Source organism: Streptomyces sp. NPDC041940 (assembly GCF_055589465.1).
Map to the genome: position 1 here is coordinate 988,811 of NZ_JBVJBP010000001.1, position 19,860 is coordinate 1,008,670.

At 69.8% G+C, this 19,860-nt stretch carries 15 protein-coding genes; 14 read left to right on the plus strand and 1 reads right to left on the minus strand.

The features are described 5' to 3' along the window. Positions 1-69 precede the first annotated feature (69 nt). The 13 genes from ACZ6I3_RS04330 to ACZ6I3_RS04390 all read left to right on the plus strand — a co-directional run bounded on the left by ACZ6I3_RS04330 (position 70) and on the right by ACZ6I3_RS04390 (position 16,141). Positions 70-1,005, plus strand: a complete 936-nt coding sequence (locus tag ACZ6I3_RS04330) for a carbohydrate ABC transporter permease (RefSeq protein ID WP_382828231.1) — start codon at positions 70-72, stop codon at positions 1,003-1,005. Continuing rightward, the gene (locus ACZ6I3_RS04335) at positions 1,002-1,898 is read left to right on the plus strand and encodes a carbohydrate ABC transporter permease (protein WP_469411530.1); all 897 of its coding nucleotides are present in this window, start codon (positions 1,002-1,004) and stop codon (positions 1,896-1,898) included. The genes ACZ6I3_RS04330 and ACZ6I3_RS04335 overlap by 4 nt, the downstream gene beginning before the upstream one ends. Continuing rightward, entirely contained in the window at positions 1,895-3,181 is a 1,287-nt protein-coding gene (locus tag ACZ6I3_RS04340) for a pectate lyase family protein (RefSeq protein ID WP_469411532.1), read from the plus strand. Before ACZ6I3_RS04335 ends, ACZ6I3_RS04340 begins: the two co-directional genes overlap by 4 nt. Positions 3,182-3,201: 20 nt before the next feature. Next, entirely contained in the window at positions 3,202-4,389 is a 1,188-nt protein-coding gene (locus ACZ6I3_RS04345; protein WP_469411534.1) for a Gfo/Idh/MocA family protein, read from the plus strand. Beyond that, positions 4,386-5,231, plus strand: a complete 846-nt coding sequence (locus ACZ6I3_RS04350; protein WP_469411536.1) for a DUF6807 domain-containing protein — start codon at positions 4,386-4,388, stop codon at positions 5,229-5,231. The genes ACZ6I3_RS04345 and ACZ6I3_RS04350 overlap by 4 nt, the downstream gene beginning before the upstream one ends. 56 nt (positions 5,232-5,287) lie before the next feature. Then, positions 5,288-6,796 carry a glycoside hydrolase family 43 protein gene (locus tag ACZ6I3_RS04355; RefSeq protein ID WP_469411690.1) on the plus strand — a complete coding sequence of 503 codons (1,509 nt, stop codon included), beginning with the start codon at positions 5,288-5,290 and terminating at the stop codon, positions 6,794-6,796. Positions 6,797-6,830: 34 nt separating this feature from the next. Continuing rightward, positions 6,831-8,822, plus strand: coding sequence for a pectinesterase family protein (locus ACZ6I3_RS04360; RefSeq protein ID WP_469411537.1), 1,992 nt, complete (start codon positions 6,831-6,833; stop codon positions 8,820-8,822). Between the two features lie 63 nt (positions 8,823-8,885). Continuing rightward, positions 8,886-10,235 carry an ABC transporter substrate-binding protein gene (locus ACZ6I3_RS04365; protein ID WP_469411539.1) on the plus strand — a complete coding sequence of 450 codons (1,350 nt, stop codon included), beginning with the start codon at positions 8,886-8,888 and terminating at the stop codon, positions 10,233-10,235. A 107-nt stretch (positions 10,236-10,342) separates the two neighbouring features. Further along, positions 10,343-11,143: a rhamnogalacturonan acetylesterase gene (locus ACZ6I3_RS04370; protein WP_469411691.1), complete on the plus strand. Its 801-nt coding sequence runs from the start codon at positions 10,343-10,345 to the stop codon at positions 11,141-11,143. Positions 11,144-11,179: 36 nt separating this feature from the next. Further along, entirely contained in the window at positions 11,180-12,490 is a 1,311-nt protein-coding gene (locus ACZ6I3_RS04375; protein WP_469411541.1) for a pectate lyase family protein, read from the plus strand. Positions 12,491-12,620: 130 nt separating this feature from the next. After that, positions 12,621-13,739: a pectinesterase family protein gene (locus tag ACZ6I3_RS04380; RefSeq protein WP_469411543.1), complete on the plus strand. Its 1,119-nt coding sequence runs from the start codon at positions 12,621-12,623 to the stop codon at positions 13,737-13,739. Continuing rightward, positions 13,732-14,997: a pectate lyase family protein gene (locus ACZ6I3_RS04385; protein ID WP_469411544.1), complete on the plus strand. Its 1,266-nt coding sequence runs from the start codon at positions 13,732-13,734 to the stop codon at positions 14,995-14,997. The genes ACZ6I3_RS04380 and ACZ6I3_RS04385 overlap by 8 nt, the downstream gene beginning before the upstream one ends. After that, positions 14,984-16,141, plus strand: a complete 1,158-nt coding sequence (locus ACZ6I3_RS04390) for a dienelactone hydrolase family protein (protein WP_469411546.1) — start codon at positions 14,984-14,986, stop codon at positions 16,139-16,141. The genes ACZ6I3_RS04385 and ACZ6I3_RS04390 overlap by 14 nt, the downstream gene beginning before the upstream one ends. Positions 16,142-16,144: 3 nt before the next feature. On the opposite strand, the gene ACZ6I3_RS04395 is transcribed toward ACZ6I3_RS04390, so the two are convergent. Next, positions 16,145-18,352, minus strand: a complete 2,208-nt coding sequence (locus ACZ6I3_RS04395) for a glycoside hydrolase family 43 protein (RefSeq protein WP_469411548.1) — start codon at positions 18,350-18,352, stop codon at positions 16,145-16,147. A gap of 248 nt (positions 18,353-18,600) precedes the next feature. Between ACZ6I3_RS04395 and ACZ6I3_RS04400 the strand changes: the two genes are divergently transcribed. Beyond that, positions 18,601-19,755 (plus strand): right-handed parallel beta-helix repeat-containing protein, encoded by a 1,155-nt coding sequence (locus ACZ6I3_RS04400; RefSeq protein ID WP_469411550.1) that lies wholly within the window; start codon positions 18,601-18,603, stop codon positions 19,753-19,755. Positions 19,756-19,860: the final 105 nt, after the last annotated feature.

Sequence of the window (19,860 nt, forward strand, 5' to 3'; positions counted from 1 at the left end):
GCTTGGAAAGAAAGCGCTTCATGCGAACCCGTGCACGAAGTGCGAACGTACTGAGAACGGAGAACAGTCATGGCCCAAGCCGCAGCCGTGGCGAAACCGCCCGCGCCACCCCGGCGGCGCCGGGCCTCCGCCACGCCGCGCAGGCTCCCGTACCTGCTGATCGCCCCGGCCGCCCTGCTCATGCTGGGCTTCATCGCCTACCCGGTCATCAGCGTCTTCTACTACAGCCTGCAGAACTACAACCCCACCAAGCCGTGGCGGAACGGCTACGCGGGCTTCGACAACTTCGTCCACGCCTTCACCAAGGACCCCATCTTCTGGGACACCCTGGTCTTCAGCGCCAAGTGGGTGGTCGTCGAGGTCGGACTCCAGCTGCTGTTCGGTCTCGCGCTGGCCCTCATCGTCAACCAGACCTTCGTGGGCCGGGGCCTGGGACGTGCCCTGGTCTTCTCCCCGTGGGCCGTCTCCGGCGTCCTGACCTCCGCGATCTGGGTGCTGCTCTACAACTCCCAGACGGGCATCACCCGTTACCTCGCGGACATGGGCATCGGCTCCTACGGCACGAGCTGGCTCTCGGACACCTCCACGGTGTTCCCGGCGGCGGTCGTGGCCGACCTGTGGCGCGGCGTTCCCTTCTTCGCGATCCTCATCCTCGCCGACCTCCAGTCCGTCTCGAAGGACCTGTACGAGGCCGCCGAGGTCGACGGGGCCAGCCGCATCAAGCAGTTCTGGCACATCACGCTGCCGCATCTGAAGGACGCCATCATCCTGTCCACGCTGCTGCGCGCGGTGTGGGAGTTCAACAACGTCGACCTGCTCTACACGCTGACCGGCGGCGGCCCGGCGGGGGAGACCACGACCCTCCCGCTGTACATCGCCAACACCTCGGTCGACGCCCACAACTTCGGCTACGCGTCCGCCCTGACCACGGTCGCGTTCGTGATCCTGCTCTTCTGCTCGATGGTCTATCTGCGGCTGAGCAAGTTCGGAGGCGACAACAAGTGAGCGTCAAGGAAGCCACCAAGGCGGCGCCCGCTCCCGTGCGCGCCACCCCCGAACCGCCGCGATCCACGAAGCGGAACCGCGCCTGGGACGAGGCCCCCCGCTGGCAGGTCTACCTGCCCCTGGGGATCTACCTGGTCTTCACCCTCATCCCCTTCTACTGGATCCTGCTCTTCTCGCTGCGCCCGGCCGGCTCGACCTCGCTCGTGCCCTGGCCGATGACCTTCGACCATTTCGAGAAGGTGTGGACGGACCGCAGCTTCGGCACCTACTTCACCAACAGCGTGCTCGTCGGCGTCGCCACCCTGCTGATGACGACGCTCGTCGCGCTGGCCGGCGGCTACGCCCTCGCCCGGTTCGACTTCAAGATCAAGCGGGCGTTCATGCTGGCGCTGCTGTGCTCCCAGTTCGTGCCGGGCGCCCTGCTGCTGGTGCCGCTCTTCGAGATCTTCGCCGAACTGCAGATGATCAACTCGCTGGGCAGTGTCATCCTCGCCGAGACGGTCTTCCAGCTGCCGCTGTCGATGATCCTGATCAGCAACTTCATCAAGAACGTGCCGTACACCCTGGAGGAGGCGGCCTGGGTGGACGGCTGCAACCGCATGACGGCCTTCCGGATCGTGGTGCTGCCGCTGCTGCGGCCCGGCCTGATCGCCGTCGGCTCGTTCGCCTTCGTCCACTCCTGGAACCACTTCCTGTTCGCCCTGATGTTCCTGAACAACCAGGACAAGCAGACGATCCCCGTCGGCCTCAACTCCCTGATGAGCGCGGACAGTGTCGACCTGGGTGCCCTCGCGGCGGGCGGCATCATCGCGGCCGTCCCGGTCGTGATCGTGTTCGCCTTCATCCAGAAGTGGCTGATCACCGGGTTCAGCGCGGGGGCGGTGAAGGGATGAGACTCAGACAACTCGCCGTCGCCTGCTCCTTGTTGGGAGTGCTCTGCGTCCCCGCGCACGCCGAGGACCGGGACATCGGCCGCGACACCCTGCCCGCGAACGACGGCTGGGCCGCCGAGGGCGAAGGCACCACCGGAGGCGCGGCCGCCGACGCCGAGCACGTCTTCACCGTCACCGACCGGGCCGGACTGGTCCGCGCCCTCGACGGCGGCAGCGACACCCCGAAGATCATCAGGATCGCCGGGACCATCGACGCCAACACCGACGACGACGGCGACCGTCTGGACTGCTCCGACTACGCCACCGGCGGCTACGACCTGAAGAAGTACCTCGCCGCCTACGATCCCCGCACCTGGGGCGCCGCCAAGCCCAGCGGCCCGCAGGAGGAGGCCCGCCAGGCCTCCGCCGCGAAGCAGGCCGAGCGGATCGTGCTGCCCGTCGGCTCCCACACCACGATCGTCGGCCTCGGCGACTCGGCCGTCCTGAAGGGCGCCAGCCTCCAGGTCAGGGACGCGGACAACGTGATCATCCGCAACCTCGATGTGCGAGACGCCTACGACTGCTTCCCCGTCTGGCAGCCCAACACCGGTGGCCTCGGCGACTGGAAGGCGGCCTACGACACGATCTGGCTGACCGGCGCCACCCATGTGTGGGTCGACCACATCACCGCGTCCGACCGGGGTCACCCGGACGCGAAGGAACCCACCTACTTCGCCCGCAACTACCTGCGCCACGACGGACTGCTGGACATCACCAACGGCTCCGACCTCGTGACCGTCTCCTGGAGCCGGTTCGCCGACCACGACAAGGCGATGCTCATCGGCAACGGCGACACCGCCACCGGCGACCGGGGCAGGCTCCGGGTCACCCTGCACCACAACGCGTTCGAGTCGGTCGTACAGCGCGCCCCGCGCGTCCGCTTCGGGCAGGTGCACGTCTACAACAACCGGTACGAGGTCACCGGCGACGACTACCGCTACTCGATCGGCGTCTCCACCGAGTCGAGGATCTTCGCCGAGAACAACGCCTTCCACGCCCCCGGCCATGTGGAGGTCGCCGACCTGGTCAAGAGCTGGAACGGCAGCGCCCTGCACCAGAGCGGCACCCTCTTCGACGGATACCCGGTCGACCTGCTCGCGATCCACAACGCCTACAACTCGGGCAGTGAGCGCGATCTGACCGCCGATGTCGGCTGGACCCCCACCCTGCACGGGCGGATCGACAGCGCGGCGGCGGCCGACCGGGCCGTGGCCCGCGGCGCGGGAGCGGGGAGGATCCGGTGACCGGTCGCATGATCGACACCATGAGCGAACCCCTGAGCGCCCCCTTGGCCACGCCCCTGCCCGTCGTCCTCGCCGGTGCCCGGGGCCACGGCCGCTGGCACGTCGAGAACATCCGCCGGCTCCAGAAGCAGGGCCTGGTGCGGCTGGCCGGTGTCTGCGAGCTGACGCCGCTGACCGAGGGGGAACTCGGCGACCTGGGCACGCCCGAGCAGTCCGCCGACTTCGGCGCCCTGCTGGACTCCACCGGCGCGCGGATCGCCGTGATCTGCACACCGATCCCGACCCACACCGACCTCGCGCTCACGGCGGCCGAGCGGGGCGTGCACCTCCTGCTGGAGAAGCCTCCCGCCCCCTCCTACGCGGAGTTCCGCCGCATGGCCGACGGGGTCGCGGCGGCCGGGGTCGTCTGCCAGATCGGCTTCCAGTCGCTGGGCTCGCACGCCCTGCCCGCCATCCGCGAGATGGTCGACCAGGGCGCGATCGGCCGGCTGGTCGGGCTCGGCGGGGCCGGTGCCTGGGTGCGCGACGAGGACTACTTCCGGCGGGCGCCCTGGGCGGGCAAGCGGCGGCTGAACGGCGTCGACGTGATCGACGGGGCGCTGACCAACCCCCTCGCCCACGCCGTCGCCACCGCCCTCGCTCTGGGCGGCAGCACCCGCGCCGAGCACGTCGGCGGCATCGAGACCGAGCTGCTGCGCGCCAACGCCATCGAGTCCGACGACACCTCCTGCGTCCGGATCACCACCACGCAGGGCCACCCGGTGACCGTCGCCGCGACGCTCTGCGCCGAGGAGCCGGACGAGCCGTACGTCCTGGTGCACGGCAGCAGCGGCCGGATCACCTTCTGGTACAAGCAGGACCGGGTGCTGCTCCAGCGCGCCGGGCACGGCCCGGAGGAGTCCGAGCACGGCCGTACCGACCTGCTGGAGAACCTCGTCGCGCACCTCACCACCGGCGCGGCCCTGCTGGTCCCGCCGGAGGAGACCGGCGCCTTCATGAAGGTCGTGGAGGCCATCCGCACCTCTCCCGACCCGGCGCCGCTGCCGGACACCGCCTGGCACCGGATCCCCGACGAGAACCGTCGTGTCGTACCCGGCATCGACGGACTCGTCGCGGCGGCGGCCGACACCCTCTCCCTCTACTCCGAGCTGGGCGCCCCCTGGGCGCTGGCCGCGGAGCACCTGTCGAACGAGGTGAGCACCCGATGACCAGCAACGACACCGCGGTCCTGCGCGTCGCGGGCCGGCCGGTCGGCCGGTACGTCACCCGGCCCGAGCTGCCGGTGCGGCTCTCCCCGCGTCCCTATCTGCATCCCGTCACCACCCTGTCCGGTACGGCGGTCACCGAGCTGAGCCCCGCCGACCACGCACACCACCTCGGCGTCGGTGTAGCCGTTCCCGACGTCGAGGGGTTCAACTTCTGGGGCGGGCGCACCTACGTCCGCGACCAGGGCCCGACCGAGCTGGACAACCACGGCTCCCAGCGGCACGTCGCCTTCCAGCTGCGCGACCCCGACGGCTTCGTGGAGGAGCTGCGCTGGGCGTCGGCGGCCGGTGAGCTGCTGCGCGAGCGCCGCACGGTCGCGGCCACCGAACTCACCGACCAGGCCTGGGCCCTGGACCTCACCTTCTCCCTCACCAACGTCACCAAGGACCCGCTGTCGATCGGCAGCCCGGCGACGAACGGGCGCCCGGGCGCGGCCTACGGCGGATTCTTCTGGCGCGCCCGCAAGGAGGCCACGCCCCCGGACGTCTTCACTTCCGGCACCGAGGGCGAGACCGAGACGCACGGCAGACGCGCCGACTGGCTCGCCCTGACCGGCTCCGGCTGGACGCTGGTCTTCGCCGGGGCCACCGAACAGACCCGCCGCGACCCGTGGTTCGTGCGCACCGGGGAGTACCCCGGGGTGGGTTCCTCGCTGGCCCATGACGAGCGGCTGCCGATCCCGCCGGGCGAGACCGTCGTCCGCCGCGTCGTCACCGTCGTCGCCGACGGCCGGCTCGGCCGGGACGCCGCGACCGCCCTCGTCCGTAAGGCGGTGAGCCCGTGACCACCCAGCCCGTGACCACCCAGCCCGTGACCACCCAGCCCGTGACCACCGAGCCCGTGACCACCGGGACCTATCGCAACCCGGTCCTCGACGCCGACTGGTCCGACCCGGACGTCGTCCGCGTGGGGGATGACTTCTACCTCACCGCCTCCAGCTTCGGCCGCGTCCCCGGCCTCCCGTTACTCCACTCCCGCGACCTGGTGAACTGGACCCTGGTCGGCCACGCGCTGGACCGTCTCGAGCCGGCGGAGGAGTTCGAGCGGCCCCGGCACGACTGCGGCGTCTGGGCCCCCTCCCTCCGCTACCACGACGAACGCTTCTGGATCTTCTGGGGCGACCCCGACCAGGGCATCTTCCAGGTCAACGCCCCCGAGATCAGAGGCCCCTGGACCCGGCCGCACCTGCTGAAGGCCGGCAAGGGCCTGATCGACCCCTGCCCCCTGTGGGACGAGGAGACCGGCGAGGCCTATCTGGTGCACGCCTGGGCCAAGTCCCGCTCCGGCATCAAGAACCGCCTCACCGGGTACCGGATGCACCCCGACGGCACCGAACTCCTCGACGAGGGCAAGGTGATCGTCGACGCCGACCGCATACCCGGCTGGTTCACCCTCGAAGGCCCCAAGCTCTACCAGCACGACGGCTGGTACTGGATCCTCGCCCCCGCCGGGGGCGTTGAGACCGGCTGGCAGGGCGCCTTCCGCTCGCGCGGCTTCTTCGGGCCGTACGAGAAGAAGATCGTCCTGGAGCAGAAGGACACCGACGTCAACGGCCCCCACCAGGGCGGCTGGGTGCGCAGCGCGACCGGCGAGGACTGGTTCCTGCACTTCCAGCAGCGCGGCGCATATGGCCGAGTCGTGCACCTCCAGCCGATGCACTGGGGTTCCGACGGCTGGCCGGTGCTCGGGGACGACGGCGCCCCCGTCGCCGTACACGCCATGCCCGACCTGCCGCCGCAACCGCCCGCCGCGCCCGCCACCGACGACGACTTCCCCGGCGGACGGTACGGCCGTCAGTGGCAGTGGACGGCCAACCCGGGCGACGGCTGGGCCACCCAGCACTCCGCGGACGGGCTCAGGCTGACCTGCGTCCGCTCGGCCGACGCCCACGACCTGCGCAAGCTGCCCAGCGTGCTCACCCAGCGGCTGCCCGGCGCGCCCAGCGCCGTCGAGGTGGAGCTGCGGCTCGGCAGCGACGAGCCCGGGGCCCGGGCCGGACTCGCGGTCCTCGGGGACGCGTTCGGCTGGATCGGCCTCCAGCGGGGCACCGACGGGACCACGCATCTCGTGCACCGGTTCGCGGAGGGCGTCGCGGACGCCGAACGCGACGCCGCCCACCCGCGGCTCGCGCCCGAGGGCCGGGCCCGGCTGCGCATCGAGATCGGCGCGGACGCCCGCTGCCGCTTCTCGGCCGACACCGGCGACGGCTTCCGGCCCTCGGGCCCGGTCTTCGCCGCCACCCCGTGGCGCTGGGTCGGCGCCCTGCTCGGCCTGTTCGCCCTCGCGCCCACCGGTCAGGGACACGCCGGCGCGGCGACCTTCACCCGGTTCCGGATCAGCCCCTCGTAACGCACCTGCCGTCGTACGCCTGTTGGGAGCCGCAATGACGCACTTCCGTAGCAAGCGCTTGTCGAGAGCGGGGCACGGCAAGGCCGTGGCCGCCGTGCTCGGCCTCGTCGCCGTGCTGAGCCTCGGGGCGATGGGTGACGCCCAGGCAGCGCCGCCCTCGCGGGGCCTGCCCGTCGCGGACCGCTGGACCGACCGCCCGCACGGCTTCGCCTCCCTCGCCGGCGGCACCAGCGGTGGCGCGGGCGGCAAGGTCGTCACCGTCACCGACCAGGCCGCGCTGGCGAAGTACGCGGCGGCCGAGGAGCCCTACGTCATCCGGGTCAAGGGCGCCCTGGAGATGGACCCGTTCGGCACGGAGATACCCGTCGCCTCGGACAAGACCATCATCGGCGTCAGCGACACCGCCGAGATCGTGCACGGCGGCTTCACCCTCGACCCCGGCACGCACAACGTCATCATCCGCAACCTCACCATCCGCGACACGGCCATCGAGGGCAACTGGGACTGCAAGGACACCGACTACGACGGCATCCGCCTCGACACCGCCCACCATGTGTGGATCGACCACATACGGTTCTCGCGGATCTGCGACGGCCAGCTCGACATCCGCAAGGACAGCGAGTACGTCACCGTCTCCTACAACCGGTTCACGGACAACAACAAGACCTTCGGCATCGGCTGGACCCCCAACGTCAGGACGCAGATCACCGTCGACCACAACTGGTTCAGGGGCACCAAGCAGCGCAACCCGTCCGCCGACAACTGCGCCTACGCGCACCTCTACAACAACTACCTGTCCTCGCAGCTCTCCGACGGCGACCCCGTGTGGACCTACGGGAACTGGTCGCGCGGCCGGACGAAGATGGTCATCGAGAACAGCTTCTACGACGGTGTCCAGCACCCCTACCAGGCCGACGCCACCGCCGAGCTGGTGCAGCGCGGCTCGATCCTGCGGAACACGACGGGCCGGCACGACGCCTGGGGCACGGCGTTCGACCCCCGCGCGTTCTACGCCTACCGGCTCGACCCGGCCGCCGCCGTGCCCGCGCTGGTGAAGCGGCTCTCGGGGCCGCAGAAGCGGATCGGCGGCCCGGTCGTGCTGAACGTACCGGCCGATCACCCGACCGTGCAGTCCGCCGTGGACGCCGTGCCCGACGGCAACGACACCCCGGTGACGATCGCCGTCGCACCCGGCACCTACCGCGAGAAGGTGTACATCCCCGCGAGCAAGCCGCACGTCGAGCTGCGCGGGACCGGGCGCGACCGCTCCGACACCGTCATCGTCTTCGACACGCCGGCCGAGTACGGGGGTTCGACGGGGAGCGCCACCGTCCGGATCGCCGCGAACGACGTCACCGCGCGCAACATCACCTTCAGCAACGACTTCGACGAGGCCGCGCACGAGCTGAAGGGCGAGCAGGCGCTGGCGATGAAGACGACGGGTGACCGGATCGTCTTCGAGGACACGGCGTTCCTGGGCAACCAGGACACGCTGATGACCGACAGCCCCAAGCTGACCACCGTCAGCCGTGTCTACGTCCGCGACTCCTACATCGAGGGCGACGTCGACTTCGTCTACGGCCGGGCCACGACGGTGATCGAGCGGTCGGTGATCCGGGCGCTGAGCCGCGGCTCGGACACGAACAACGGCTACATCACCGCCGCCTCGACGTGGACGGGAAACCCGTACGGATTCCTGATCAGCCGGTCGAAGATCGTGAGTGACGCGCCCGCCGGGACCTTCCACCTGGGACGGCCCTGGCACCCGGGCGGCGAGCCGGACGCGGTCGCCCAGGTCCTGATCCGGGACACCGAGCTGCCCGCCGCGGTCAAGTCGTCGCCGTGGACCGACATGAGCGGGTTCTCGTGGAAGGACGCGCGGTTCACCGAGTACCAGAACCACGGGCCCGGGGCGGGCGTGACCGCGGACCGGCCGCAGCTGAGCGACGCCGCAGCGCGGACCCACACCGTCGCGCACTACCTCAAGGGCACGGACGGCTGGGCTCCGTACGCCCGCCACCACTGACCCCCCCGGCACCTCGCAGCACGTTCTCACAGCCAGTTGGATCCAGAAGAAGAGAGCCGACCAATGAAGATCAGCATTCGCAGAAGCAGGCGCGCCGCCACGGCCGTCGCCCTGGGGGCCGCGCTCGCCCTGACCGTCACCGCCTGCGGCGACGACGGCAGCGGGGCGAGCGGGGACAAGGGTTCCGAGGGCAGTGGCAAGGGCGAGATCGTCTTCTGGGACAACAACGGCGGTGTCCGCACCGAGATCTGGAAGAAGGTCATCGCCGACTTCGAGAAGGCCAACCCGGACATCAAGGTCGAGTACGTCGGGATCGCCGCCACCGAGTACCAGTCCAAGGTCGACACCGCCCTCCAGGGCGGCGGCCTGCCGGACGTCGGCGGTGTGGGCGCGGCGATGCTCGCCGGGTTCGCCGCGCAGGGCGCGCTGGAGCCGCTGGACGAGCGGCTCGGCGAGTCCTCGCTGAACGGCAAGCTCAACAAGGACATGGTCGAGTCGCTGAAGGCGGCCGGCGGTGGCGACGACAAGCTGTACTCGATTCCGACCTCCGCGAACAACGGTGTGCTGTATTACCGCACCGACCTGTTCGAGAAGGCGGGCCTGGAGGAGCCCACGACGTGGGAGCGGTTCTACGAGGCCGCGGACAAGCTCACGAACACGGGCAAGAACGAGTTCGGCTACACCATCCGCGGTGGCTCCGGATCCATCGCCCAGGCGCTGGACGCCATGTACGGGCAGTCCGGGATCACGTCGTTCTGGAACGCCGGCGGCGACAAGACCACGGTCAACGACCCGAAGAACGTGAAGGCGCTGGAGAAGTACGCGGCGCTGTACAAGAAGGTCACCCCCGCGGCCGACCTCAACAACGACTTCACGAAGATGGTCGCGCAGTGGGACTCCGGCACGATCGGGATGCTGAACCACAACCTCGGGTCGTACCAGGACCATGTGAAGGCGCTGGGGGGCGAGAAGTTCCGCGGCATTCCGCAGCCGGTGGGTGCCGGGGGCAAGCGGGTGCAGGTGTCCAACCCCGTGGACGGTCTTGGGCTGTTCAAGAGCGGCAAGAACAAGGAAGCCGCCTGGAAGTTCATCGAGTTCGCGACGTCCAAGGCGCAGAACTCGCGGTTCAACGAGGCGGCGGGGCAGGTGCCGTCGAACACGGACGCGGCGTCGGACGCGTGGATCTCTAAGGCCGAGCCCACGAAGCTGGCCGCTGACGCGTTGTCGGACGGGTCGACGACGATTGTGCAGCTGCCGTACTACCTGCCCGACTGGAACACGATTTCCAAGGCTGACAATGAGCCGAACTTCCAGAAGGTGCTGCTGGGGAAGATGAGTGCGAAGGAATTCCTGGACACGATGGCTGAGCAGTTGAACGCGGCTCAGGAGGAGTGGGACCAGCAGAACGGTTAGTTTTCTGGGTTTCGCCGTGGGGCGGCCTGTGGTGTGCAGGCTGCGGGCCGTCCCTGGCTTGTCGCGCAGTTCCCCGCGCCCCCAAGACGAAAAGGGAGTTGGTATTGGTGTCTCTTAGTCGAAGACAGGTTGCCGTTGCCGCTGTTGCCTCGGTGTCTCTCGGATTATCCGCCGCTGGTACGGCACAAGCCGGCCATGGTCGACGCAGTCGCACCCTCTATATCGCCGGTGATTCCACCGCCGCCCAGAAATACGCTGCCGCCGCGCCCGAGACCGGGTGGGGAATGGCGTTGCCCTTCTTTCTTCGGCGCTCTCTCGCTGTCTCCAATCACGCCGTGAACGGGCGGAGTTCCAAGAGCTTCGTGGATGAAGGGAGGCTCGACGCGATTCTCGATGTGATCGCGCCGGGGGATTTCCTTCTCATCCAGTTCGCTCACAACGACGAGAAGGCGGAGGACCCCACCCGCTACACCGAGCCCTGGACGACGTATCAGGAGCATCTGCGGCTGTACGTCGACGGTGCCCGGGCCCGTGGGGCGCGGCCGGTGCTGGCCACCGCCGTCGAGCGGCGGAGGTTCGACGCGGCAGGGAAGGCCCTGCCGACGCACGGTGAGTATCCGGCGGCCATGCGGGCGCTCGCCGCCGAGGAGCGGGTCGCGTTGCTGGACACGCAGGCGCTGTCGCTCGCCCTGTGGCAGGAGCTCGGGGTCGAGCAGACGAAGACGTACTTCAACTGGACCGCGACCGAGCAGGACAACACGCACTTCAATCCGCCGGGCGCGATCGCCGTGGCCCGGCTGGTGGCACGGGAGTTGCTGCGGGCCCGGGTGCTCGGTCCGCGCGATGTGTGCCGGCTGGAGGCGGAGATTCCGGAGTCCTGGATCAGCTGGCCCGAGTCCGCCGCGTAACACCCCTCGACACAGAAGAAGGAAGAGAGCCGCACCGTGAAGATTCAGAAGTGTCATGATCATGCCATTGGTAAGGTCGCCCTCCTGGTCGGGTGCACCGCGCTCGTGCTGTCCCTGAGCGGTACCACCGCGCAGGCCGGCTCCCGGGACGCGGCCCGCCAGACCCTCGGAACGAACGACGGGTGGGGCGCGTACGGCACCGGCACCAGCGGCGGTGCCGCCGCCGATGCCGCGCACGTCTACACCGTCACCACCTGGGAGCAGTTCAGGGCCGCCCTGAAGGACGGCGGTTCCGCGCCCAGGATCATCAAGGTGAAGGGCATGATCGACGCCGTCTCCCAGGGCTGCGAGGCGTTCGAGGCCGAGGGATACGACTTCCAGAAGTACCTCACGGACTACGACCCCGCCGTCTGGGGGCACGACAAGCCGGTCAGCGGTGCCCAGGAGGACCTGCGAGCCGCGTCCGCCGCCCAGCAGGACACGACCATCAAGGCGAGCGTCCCCGCCAACACCACGATCATCGGCGTGGGCAAGAACTCCGGGATCCTCGGCGGCAGCCTCCAGATCAAGGGCGTCGACAACGTCATCGTCCGCAACCTCACCATCGAGGCCCCGGTCGACTGCTTCCCGCAGTGGGACCCGACCGACGACAACAAGACCGGCGCCTGGAACTCCGAGTACGACGGGGTCGTCGTCTACGGCTCCACCCATGTGTGGATCGACCACAACACCCTGACCGACGGCCGCTACCCCGACAGTTCCCTGCCGTCCTACTTCGGCAAGACCTACCAGCAGCACGACGGTCTCGCCGACGTCGTGCGCGGCTCCAACCATGTGACGGTGTCCTGGAACTCGTTCAAGGACCACGACAAGACCATGCTGATCGGCAACAGCGACAGCGCCACCGCCGACGACACGGGCAAGCTCAAGGTCACGCTGCACCACAACCGTTTCGAGGGCATCGTCGAGCGGGCGCCGCGGGTGCGGTTCGGGCAGGTCGACTCGTACAACAACCACTTCGTGGTCACCAAGGGCCAGAAGTGGGGCTATGTCTACGGCATCGGCAAGGAGTCCCGGCTCGTCGCCGAGCACAACGCGTTCACGCTCGCGCAGGGGATCAGCACGGGGAAGATCCTCAAGAAGTGGAACGAGGCGCCGCTCACCGCGAACGGCAACTACGTCAACGGCAAGGCCGTCGACCTGATCGCCGTGCACAACGCGGAGATCCCCGGGGAGACGCTCCAGTCGGGTGCCGGCTGGACGCCGACCCTGCGGGCCGGTGTCGACCCGGCTAAGTCGGTCCCGGGCATCGTCGACGCCGGCGCCGGCGCCGGCCGCGTGCGCTGACCTGACCCGCCCCTCCTGAACGGGCCGGGGCGGCCCGCATCGCATCCCTTGCCCCGGGGTGCGCCCGCCCCGGCCCTTCCCCATCCCGCACTCCCGTCCCGCATTCGCCGTACCGCGAAGGAGCAGCCGCATGCTCTCGCAACCCCACCGTTCCCTCTCCCGCCGGGGGTTCCTCGTCGCGAGCGCCGCCTCGGGCGCCGCTCTCGGTCTCGCCGCCGGCCCCGCGCGGGCCGGTAACCGTCCGCGTCCGTTCGGCCGGTACGGCTCACCGGCCGACCGCCGTGACCCCAGGACCCTGTACGTCCACCCGGGCGGCGCCGGTGACTTCACCACCGTCCGGGACGCCGTGGCCGCCGCGACCGGGACCGGACACACCCTGGTCATCGCGCCTGGTGTCTACCGTCAGACGGTCGCCGTCGACCCCGCCCGTACGGAGATGACCTGGATCGGGGCGAGCGAGGAACCCCGTGACGTCGTGCTCGTGTACGACAACGCGGCCGGTACCCCCAAGCCCGGCGGTGGCACGTACGGCACCACCGGCTCCGCCACCACCACGGTGCAGGCCGACGGTTTCACCGCCCGCTGGATCACCTTCGCCAACGACTGGCTGCGCGCCGACCACCCCGAGATCACCGGCACCCAGGCCGTCGCCCTCAAGGTCCAGGGCGACCGGTCCGCCTTCCACCACTGCCGGTTCCTCGGCCATCAGGACACCCTGTACGCCGACTCCATGGCACTGGGCACCTTCGCCCGCCAGTACTTCGCCCACTGCTACGCCGAGGGCGATGTCGACTTCGTCTTCGGACGGGCCACCGCCGTCTTCGAGCACTGCCACTTCCGGACCCTGAACCGCACCGACCTGCCGGCCGCCCCGTACGGCTTCGTCTTCGCCCCCTCCACGGCCGGAGCCAACCCCCTCGGCTACCTGGTGACCAGGAGCCGCGTCAGCAGCGAGGCTCCCGACGCCTACTTCAAGCTGGCCCGGCCCTGGGTGCCCAGTTCCGACACCACCGCCCGTCCGATGCTCACCGTCCGGGACACCCGGCTCGGCCCGGGCATCGACGCGGTCGCGCCCTACACGAACATGGCGAGCGGCCATCCCTGGCAGTCGATGCGGTTCGCCGAGTACCGCAACACCGGGCCGGGTGCCGTCGTGTCCGTCCCGGAGAACAGGCCCCAGCTCACCCGGGCGCAGGCCGCCTCGCACACCAGGCAGACCTATCTCGGCGACTGGCGGCCCTGTGCGTAGGGCCGCGGCGCTCCTGCTCGGTGTGTGCCTGCTCTGGCCGGCTCCCGCGGCCTCCGCCGCCGAGCGCGGACCCGTCGGCTGGGCCTCGACAGGCACCGGCACCGACGGCGGGGCGGGCGGCAGGACCTGGACGGTGGACACGCGGGCCGAGCTGAAGCAGGCCCTCGCGAACGACGGCGAGCCCACCGCCCCCAAGGTGATCCGGGTCGTCGGCGCCGTCTCCGGGCACGAGGCCGACGACGGATCCCTGCTCGGCGAGCAGGACTACGCGCCCGGATACGACCTCGGCAAGTACATGTCCTGCTTCGGCGCGGACGGCGCCGCCTGGTCCGACACCCGCTTCGAGTACTGCAGACAGCAGCGGCAGCTCCGCCAGACCGGCTCGAACAAGGAGAAGGCGCAGATCCAGCTCACCGTGCCGGGCAACACCACGCTGGTGGGCGTGGGGCGCGACGCCCGGCTGCTCGGGGTGTTCCTGACCGTCAACACCGGCAGCGACATCATCGTGCGCAACCTCCGTCTGGAGGCGCCCGTCGACCACTTCACCAGCTGGTCCCCGGACGACGGCACCCACGGCAGCTGGAACGCCCGCTTCGACGCGCTGACCGTGATCACCGGCAAGAACATCTGGATCGACCACTGCACCTTCACCGACGGCCGCTTCCCGGACCGCGAGGCACCCCTCGGCTTCCACGGCGAGCGCGTCCAGCGGCACGACGGGCTGCTGGACATCGAGGACGGCTCCGACTTCGTCACCGTCTCCGACAGCCGGTTCGAAGACCACGACAAGGCCCTCCTCATCGGATCGGGCGACGGGCGCGGCGACCGGGACCGGGGGCACCTCAAGGTGACCTTCGCCCGCAATCTCTTCACCGGCATCGTGCAGCGCGCCCCACGCGTCCGCTTCGGGCAGGTGCACGTCGTCAACAACGTCCACCGGGGGCGGGCGCCGCTCTACGCCCTGGGCGTCGGCGTGGAGTCCGCGATCTTCTCCGAGCGCAATGTCTTCCGGTATCCCCGGGGAGGCCCGTCCCTCGCCGTCGCGGACTACGGCGGTGAGCGGTTCCGTGACACCGGCTCCTGGTTCAACGGCCGGCCCGCCCGCCTCGACGACGTGGCGAGCGGGCTCGGTCTCGGCAGCGATGTCGGCTGGGACCCCGCCGATGTCTACGACTACCGCGCCCTCACGTCCCCGGCGGCGGTCGAACGGTACGTGCTGCGGCACGCCGGAGCCGGGAGGCCGTATGGACGCCCATGAGCTGCTCGGCCGGCGCGGCTTCGTGGTCGGGGCGGGTTCGGCGCTGCTGGCCGGGGGAGCGGTGACCGGGGCGGAGGCGGCGGTCGTGGACGGGCCGCTGCCCGACTTCCATCCGGCGCTGAAGGAACGGCTGACCTTCCCGCTCGCCTGGGGGACGTCCCCGGTCCGCGACTTCCGCGCCTGGCGGCGTACCGCCCGGGCCACGGTCGAGGAGCACCTCCTCGTCGAACGGCAGGACCGGGTGCCGTTCGCGCCCGAGTACACCGGACGGGCTCAAGGGCAGGACTGCACCCGTGAGTTGGTCACCGTCTCCCTCACCCGCTACGAGCGGGTGCGCGGCGCCCTGCTCACCCCGCACGGCGACGGGCCCTTCCCCGCCGTGCTGCTCCTGCACGACCACGGCTCCCGGTTCGACATCGGCAAGGAGAAGCTCGTCCGGCCCTGGTACGACGACACGCGTCTCGCCTCCGCCCGGACGTGGGCGGACAAGTACTTCAGCGGACGGTTCGTCGGCGACGAACTGGCCCGGCGCGGCTACGTGGTGCTGTGCCTGGATGCGCTCGGCTGGGGCGACCGCGGACCCCTCGCCTACGAGCAGCAGCAGGCGCTGGCGTCCAACTTCTACAACCTGGGCTCCTCGCTCGCCGGGCTCATGGCCCGGGAGGACGAGCGGGCCGCCGCCTTCCTCGCGGGCCTTGACCGGGTGGACGCCCGGCGGGTCGCGGCCGTCGGCTTCTCCATGGGCGCCTACCGCGCCTGGCAGACCGCCGCCCTCAGCGACCACATCGCCGCCGCGGCGAGCGTGTGCTGGATGACCGGCCTGAAGGAGATGATGGTGCCCGGCAACAACACGCTGCGCGGGCAGTCGGCGTACTGGATGCTCCACCCGGGACTCGCCCGGCATCTCGACATCCCCGACGTGGCCAGCATCGCCGCCCCGAGGCCGATGCTGTTCCTGAACGGCGGGCTCGACACGCTCTTCCCCGCCGAGGGCGTACGGGTCGCCTACGACAAGCTGCGCGCCGTCTGGCGCTCGCGCCACGCGGAGGAGCGGATACGGACGAAGACGTGGCCGGAGCTCGGCCACGTCTTCGACCACGCGATGCAGGACGAGGTCGTCAGCTGGCTCGACGACGTCCTGTGAGGCTCACCGCCGTACCGGCTCGATACCCTCCAGCGTCGGCACCACCGGCTTGATGCTGCCGTCGGCCGCGAACTCCATGCGGTCGACGGTGGTCTCCCGGTGCATGCCGTCGCCGCCCGGCAGGCCCGGGCCGTTCAGGGCGAAGCGGTGGTAGACCATGTACCAGTCGTCGGTACCGGGCGTGTTCACCACCGAGTGGTGACCCGTGCCGAGGATGCCGTACTCCGGCCGCTTCTCCAGGATCGTCCCGCGCTTGGTCCACGGGCCGAGCGGGGACGGGCCCGTCGCGTACGCCACGTGGTAGTTCTCGCTGCGGGTGTCGTCCTCCGACCACATGAAGTAGTACGTGCCCTTCCGCTTGATCACGAAGGAGCCCTCGCGGAAGTTGTCCGGGGTGATGTCCTTCACCTTCGAAGCGTCGAAGGACACCATGTCGTCGTTGAGCGGCACCACGTACCCGTGCCCGTTGCCCCAGTACAGGTAGGCCTGGCCGTCGTCGTCCGTGAAGACCGACGGGTCGATCATCTGGCCCTTGAACGCCCCGCCCTTGGCGACCAGCGGCTTGCCGAGGGCGTCCTTGAAGGGGCCGGCGGGGGAGTCGGCCACCGCCACGCCGATCTGCTGCTCGGCGCAGAAGTAGAAGTAGTACTTGCCGTTCCGCTCGGCGATCGCGGGTGCCCAGGCGTTCTTGTCGGCCCAGCTCACGTCAGGACCGAGGTCGACGATGACGCCGTGGTCCTTCCAGTTGACCAGGTCCTTCGACGAGTAGGCCTTGAACTTGGTGCCGCTCCAGCCCTCGAAGCCGTCCGTCGTCGGGTAGATCCAGTATCTGCCGTCGAGATAGTGCACGTCGGGGTCGGCGTTCAGGCCGGGGAGCAGCGGGCTGACGGTGCGGACCGCCTCGACCGTCCAGACGCGCTTGGTGCCGTCGGCGGCCGTCACGGTGTACTTCTGCGGCTTGCGGAAGTCCCGGCGCGTGCCGGACCTCGGGCTCAGCGTGGCACCCTCACCCACCCAGAGCTTCGGGGCGAGGTCGCGCAGGTCGGCCTTGGGCTCCATCGGCAGCACGACCTTCGACGCGCTGTCCGTGACGATCGAGTAGCCCTTCTGGCGCTTGGCCGTCGCGTCCACCACCGAGGTGGACGTGCTCGGGTACGCCGCCAGCAGCCGGTCGTACTCCTTCTGCGTCACCGGGAGCACCGTGCCGTGCCGGGGGCTCGCCGGGAGCTGGTAGTTCGTGGACGGGGTCCACTTGCCCGAGGCGAGGTCGGTGGTCTCGAACGGCAGATAGCCGCGGCCGCCGTACTCGTCGATGAACAGGTACCACTTCTTCTCGGTGTTCGACTTGAACACCGTCGGGCCCTCACCGCGGTCCATCGCGCCCTTGCCGATGCAGTCGGCCACGAAGTCGTACTTCGTCGAGGTCAGGGAGGTCGACTTCTCGCCGGTGATGAACTTCGAACAGGGGCTGGAGGAGGTGGGGTCCCGCTCGTCCTTGGTGTAGCGGTAGTACTCGTCCTCGTACTTCACGACCGTGGAGTCGATGACCGAGTAGCCCGGGTCGTTCCAGACCTTCGGCTCGCTGAAGGTGCGGAAGTCCTTCGTGGTCGCGTACATCATCTTGTTGTACGTGTCGCCCTTGTGGTCCGGGTCGTCCTCGGCGTACAGCTTCGACGCCCAGAAGACGACGTACGCACCGAGCTTGTCGTCCCAGTAGGCCTCCGGGGCCCAGGTGTTGCCCGCGGTGTCCGGGGAGACCTTCACCAGGCGCTGGTCGGTCCAGTTGACCAGGTCGGTGGACTCCCAGACCATGATCGACTTGCTGCCGTGCCGCTGGACGTCGTCCCAGCTCCCGCTGGAGTTCTGGTACATCCTGAGGTCGGTGGCGATCAGGAAGAACTTGTCGCCCTTCGGGGAACGGATCACGAACGGGTCGCGCAGCCCCTTCTCGCCGGTCGTCGACGTCAGGACCGGCTTGCCGGCGTTCAGCTCACGCCAGTGCAGCGCGTCGTTGCCCCGGCTCAGGGCGTAGCGGATCTGCTCGCCGTCGGCGGTGCCCTCGCCCGTGAAGTAGGCGAAGAGATAGCCGGCGTACTTGGATTGCTTCACGGGTGGTGCTCCGGGGTCTGCGGTGCTGGGCGGCGCCGTGAGGAGAGTCAGGAGGAGGCCGGTCAGGGCCAGGAACGGAAGCAGTAGCGTGCGGGGGCGCATGACACTTCCTGTCGGAGTGTGGGGGATTCTGTTGAGTAATGGCCTTCGGAGTTTCACCGGACGGGGGCAGCGCGTCAACGGGTGTGCATGAGGCCGGTGGTTTTCGAAAGTTTCGGCCCCCGGGCACACCTGTGCACGTGACGGCGGCAACCCTTTCCCGGCGCGGCGGCGACTGCTGGGCGGAAACGGATCGGGGCGGGCCCCTCCGAACCGTTTCCGCCCCTCATTCCCCAGGAAAGGAACGCTCCGTGCTGCTCAGCACCGGACGCCACCGCAGGACCCGTACGCTCACCATCGCCGCCGCCGTGGCCGTGGCCGCGGGGGCGGGCGGCGTCTACCTCGGGCTGTCGAGCGGTGGCGCGCAGGCCGCCTCGGCCGCGGTCACCGTCTCCACCGCCGCCCAGCTCGAAGCGGCCGTGAAGAACGCCACCGCCGGCACCGTCATCCAGGTCCGCGGCGGCACCTACTACCCGGCCGCCACCCTCAAGTCCACGGCGAACGGCACGAGTTCGGCACGCATCACCCTGCGCCCGTACGGCAGCGAGAAGGTGCGGATCGACGGCTCCAAGCTGCCCGCGGGCTCCTGGCTGGCCGGCCTCTACGGCGACTACTGGACCGTCCAGGACCTGGCCTTCGTCAACGCCCCGGCCCAGGGCTTCGTCGCCACCTCCTCGGCCGGCGGCGTGTTCAGGAACCTGGTCACCGCCGACAACGGCGACTCCGGCTTCACCCTGCGCGGCGACGGCACCACCGGCAACCTCGTGCAGAACCTGGACAGCCACGGCAACTACGACCCGGCAGGACACGGTCAGAACGCCGACGGCATCGCCGTGAAGTTCGGCTCCGGGACGGGCAACCGGATCACCGGCGCCCGGCTGTACAACAACTCCGACGACGGCCTCGACCTCTGGCAGTTCTCCTCGCCGGTCACCCTCGAGCACTCCTGGGCCTTCGGCAACGGGAAGAACCGCTGGAACGACCCGGCCTTCGAGGGCAACGGCAACGGCTTCAAACTCGGCGGCGGGGGAGCCTCCGTCGCCCACGTCGTCAACAACAACGCGGCCTGGGACAACACGCTGCACGGCTTCACCGAGAACTCCAACACCGGCGCCATCGCCCTGAACCGCAACACCGCCTACGCCAACGCCCAAAGCGGCTTCTACTTCGCCACCGGCAAGGCCCGCCTCGGCAAGAACCTCGCGGTCAAGGACAAGGGCGGCCCCGTGAAGCGGGGTTCCTCGACGGTCTCCGCCGGCAACAACTGGGACAGCGGCGTCGCCACCCCGCCCTTCAGGTCGACGGACGCGGCCGGCGCGTACGGGGCACGCAAAGCGGACGGATCCCTGCCCGCGACGACGTTCCTGACGACCGGTTCCACGACCATCGGCTCGACGATGGACTAGCCGGCTGTCACGTCCGCACATGCCGACGCCCCCGCCGGTGCGAACCGGCGGGGGCGTCCTGCCGACTGGCCGAGGGGGGCTCGGCCAGTACCGGCCGACCGTCCG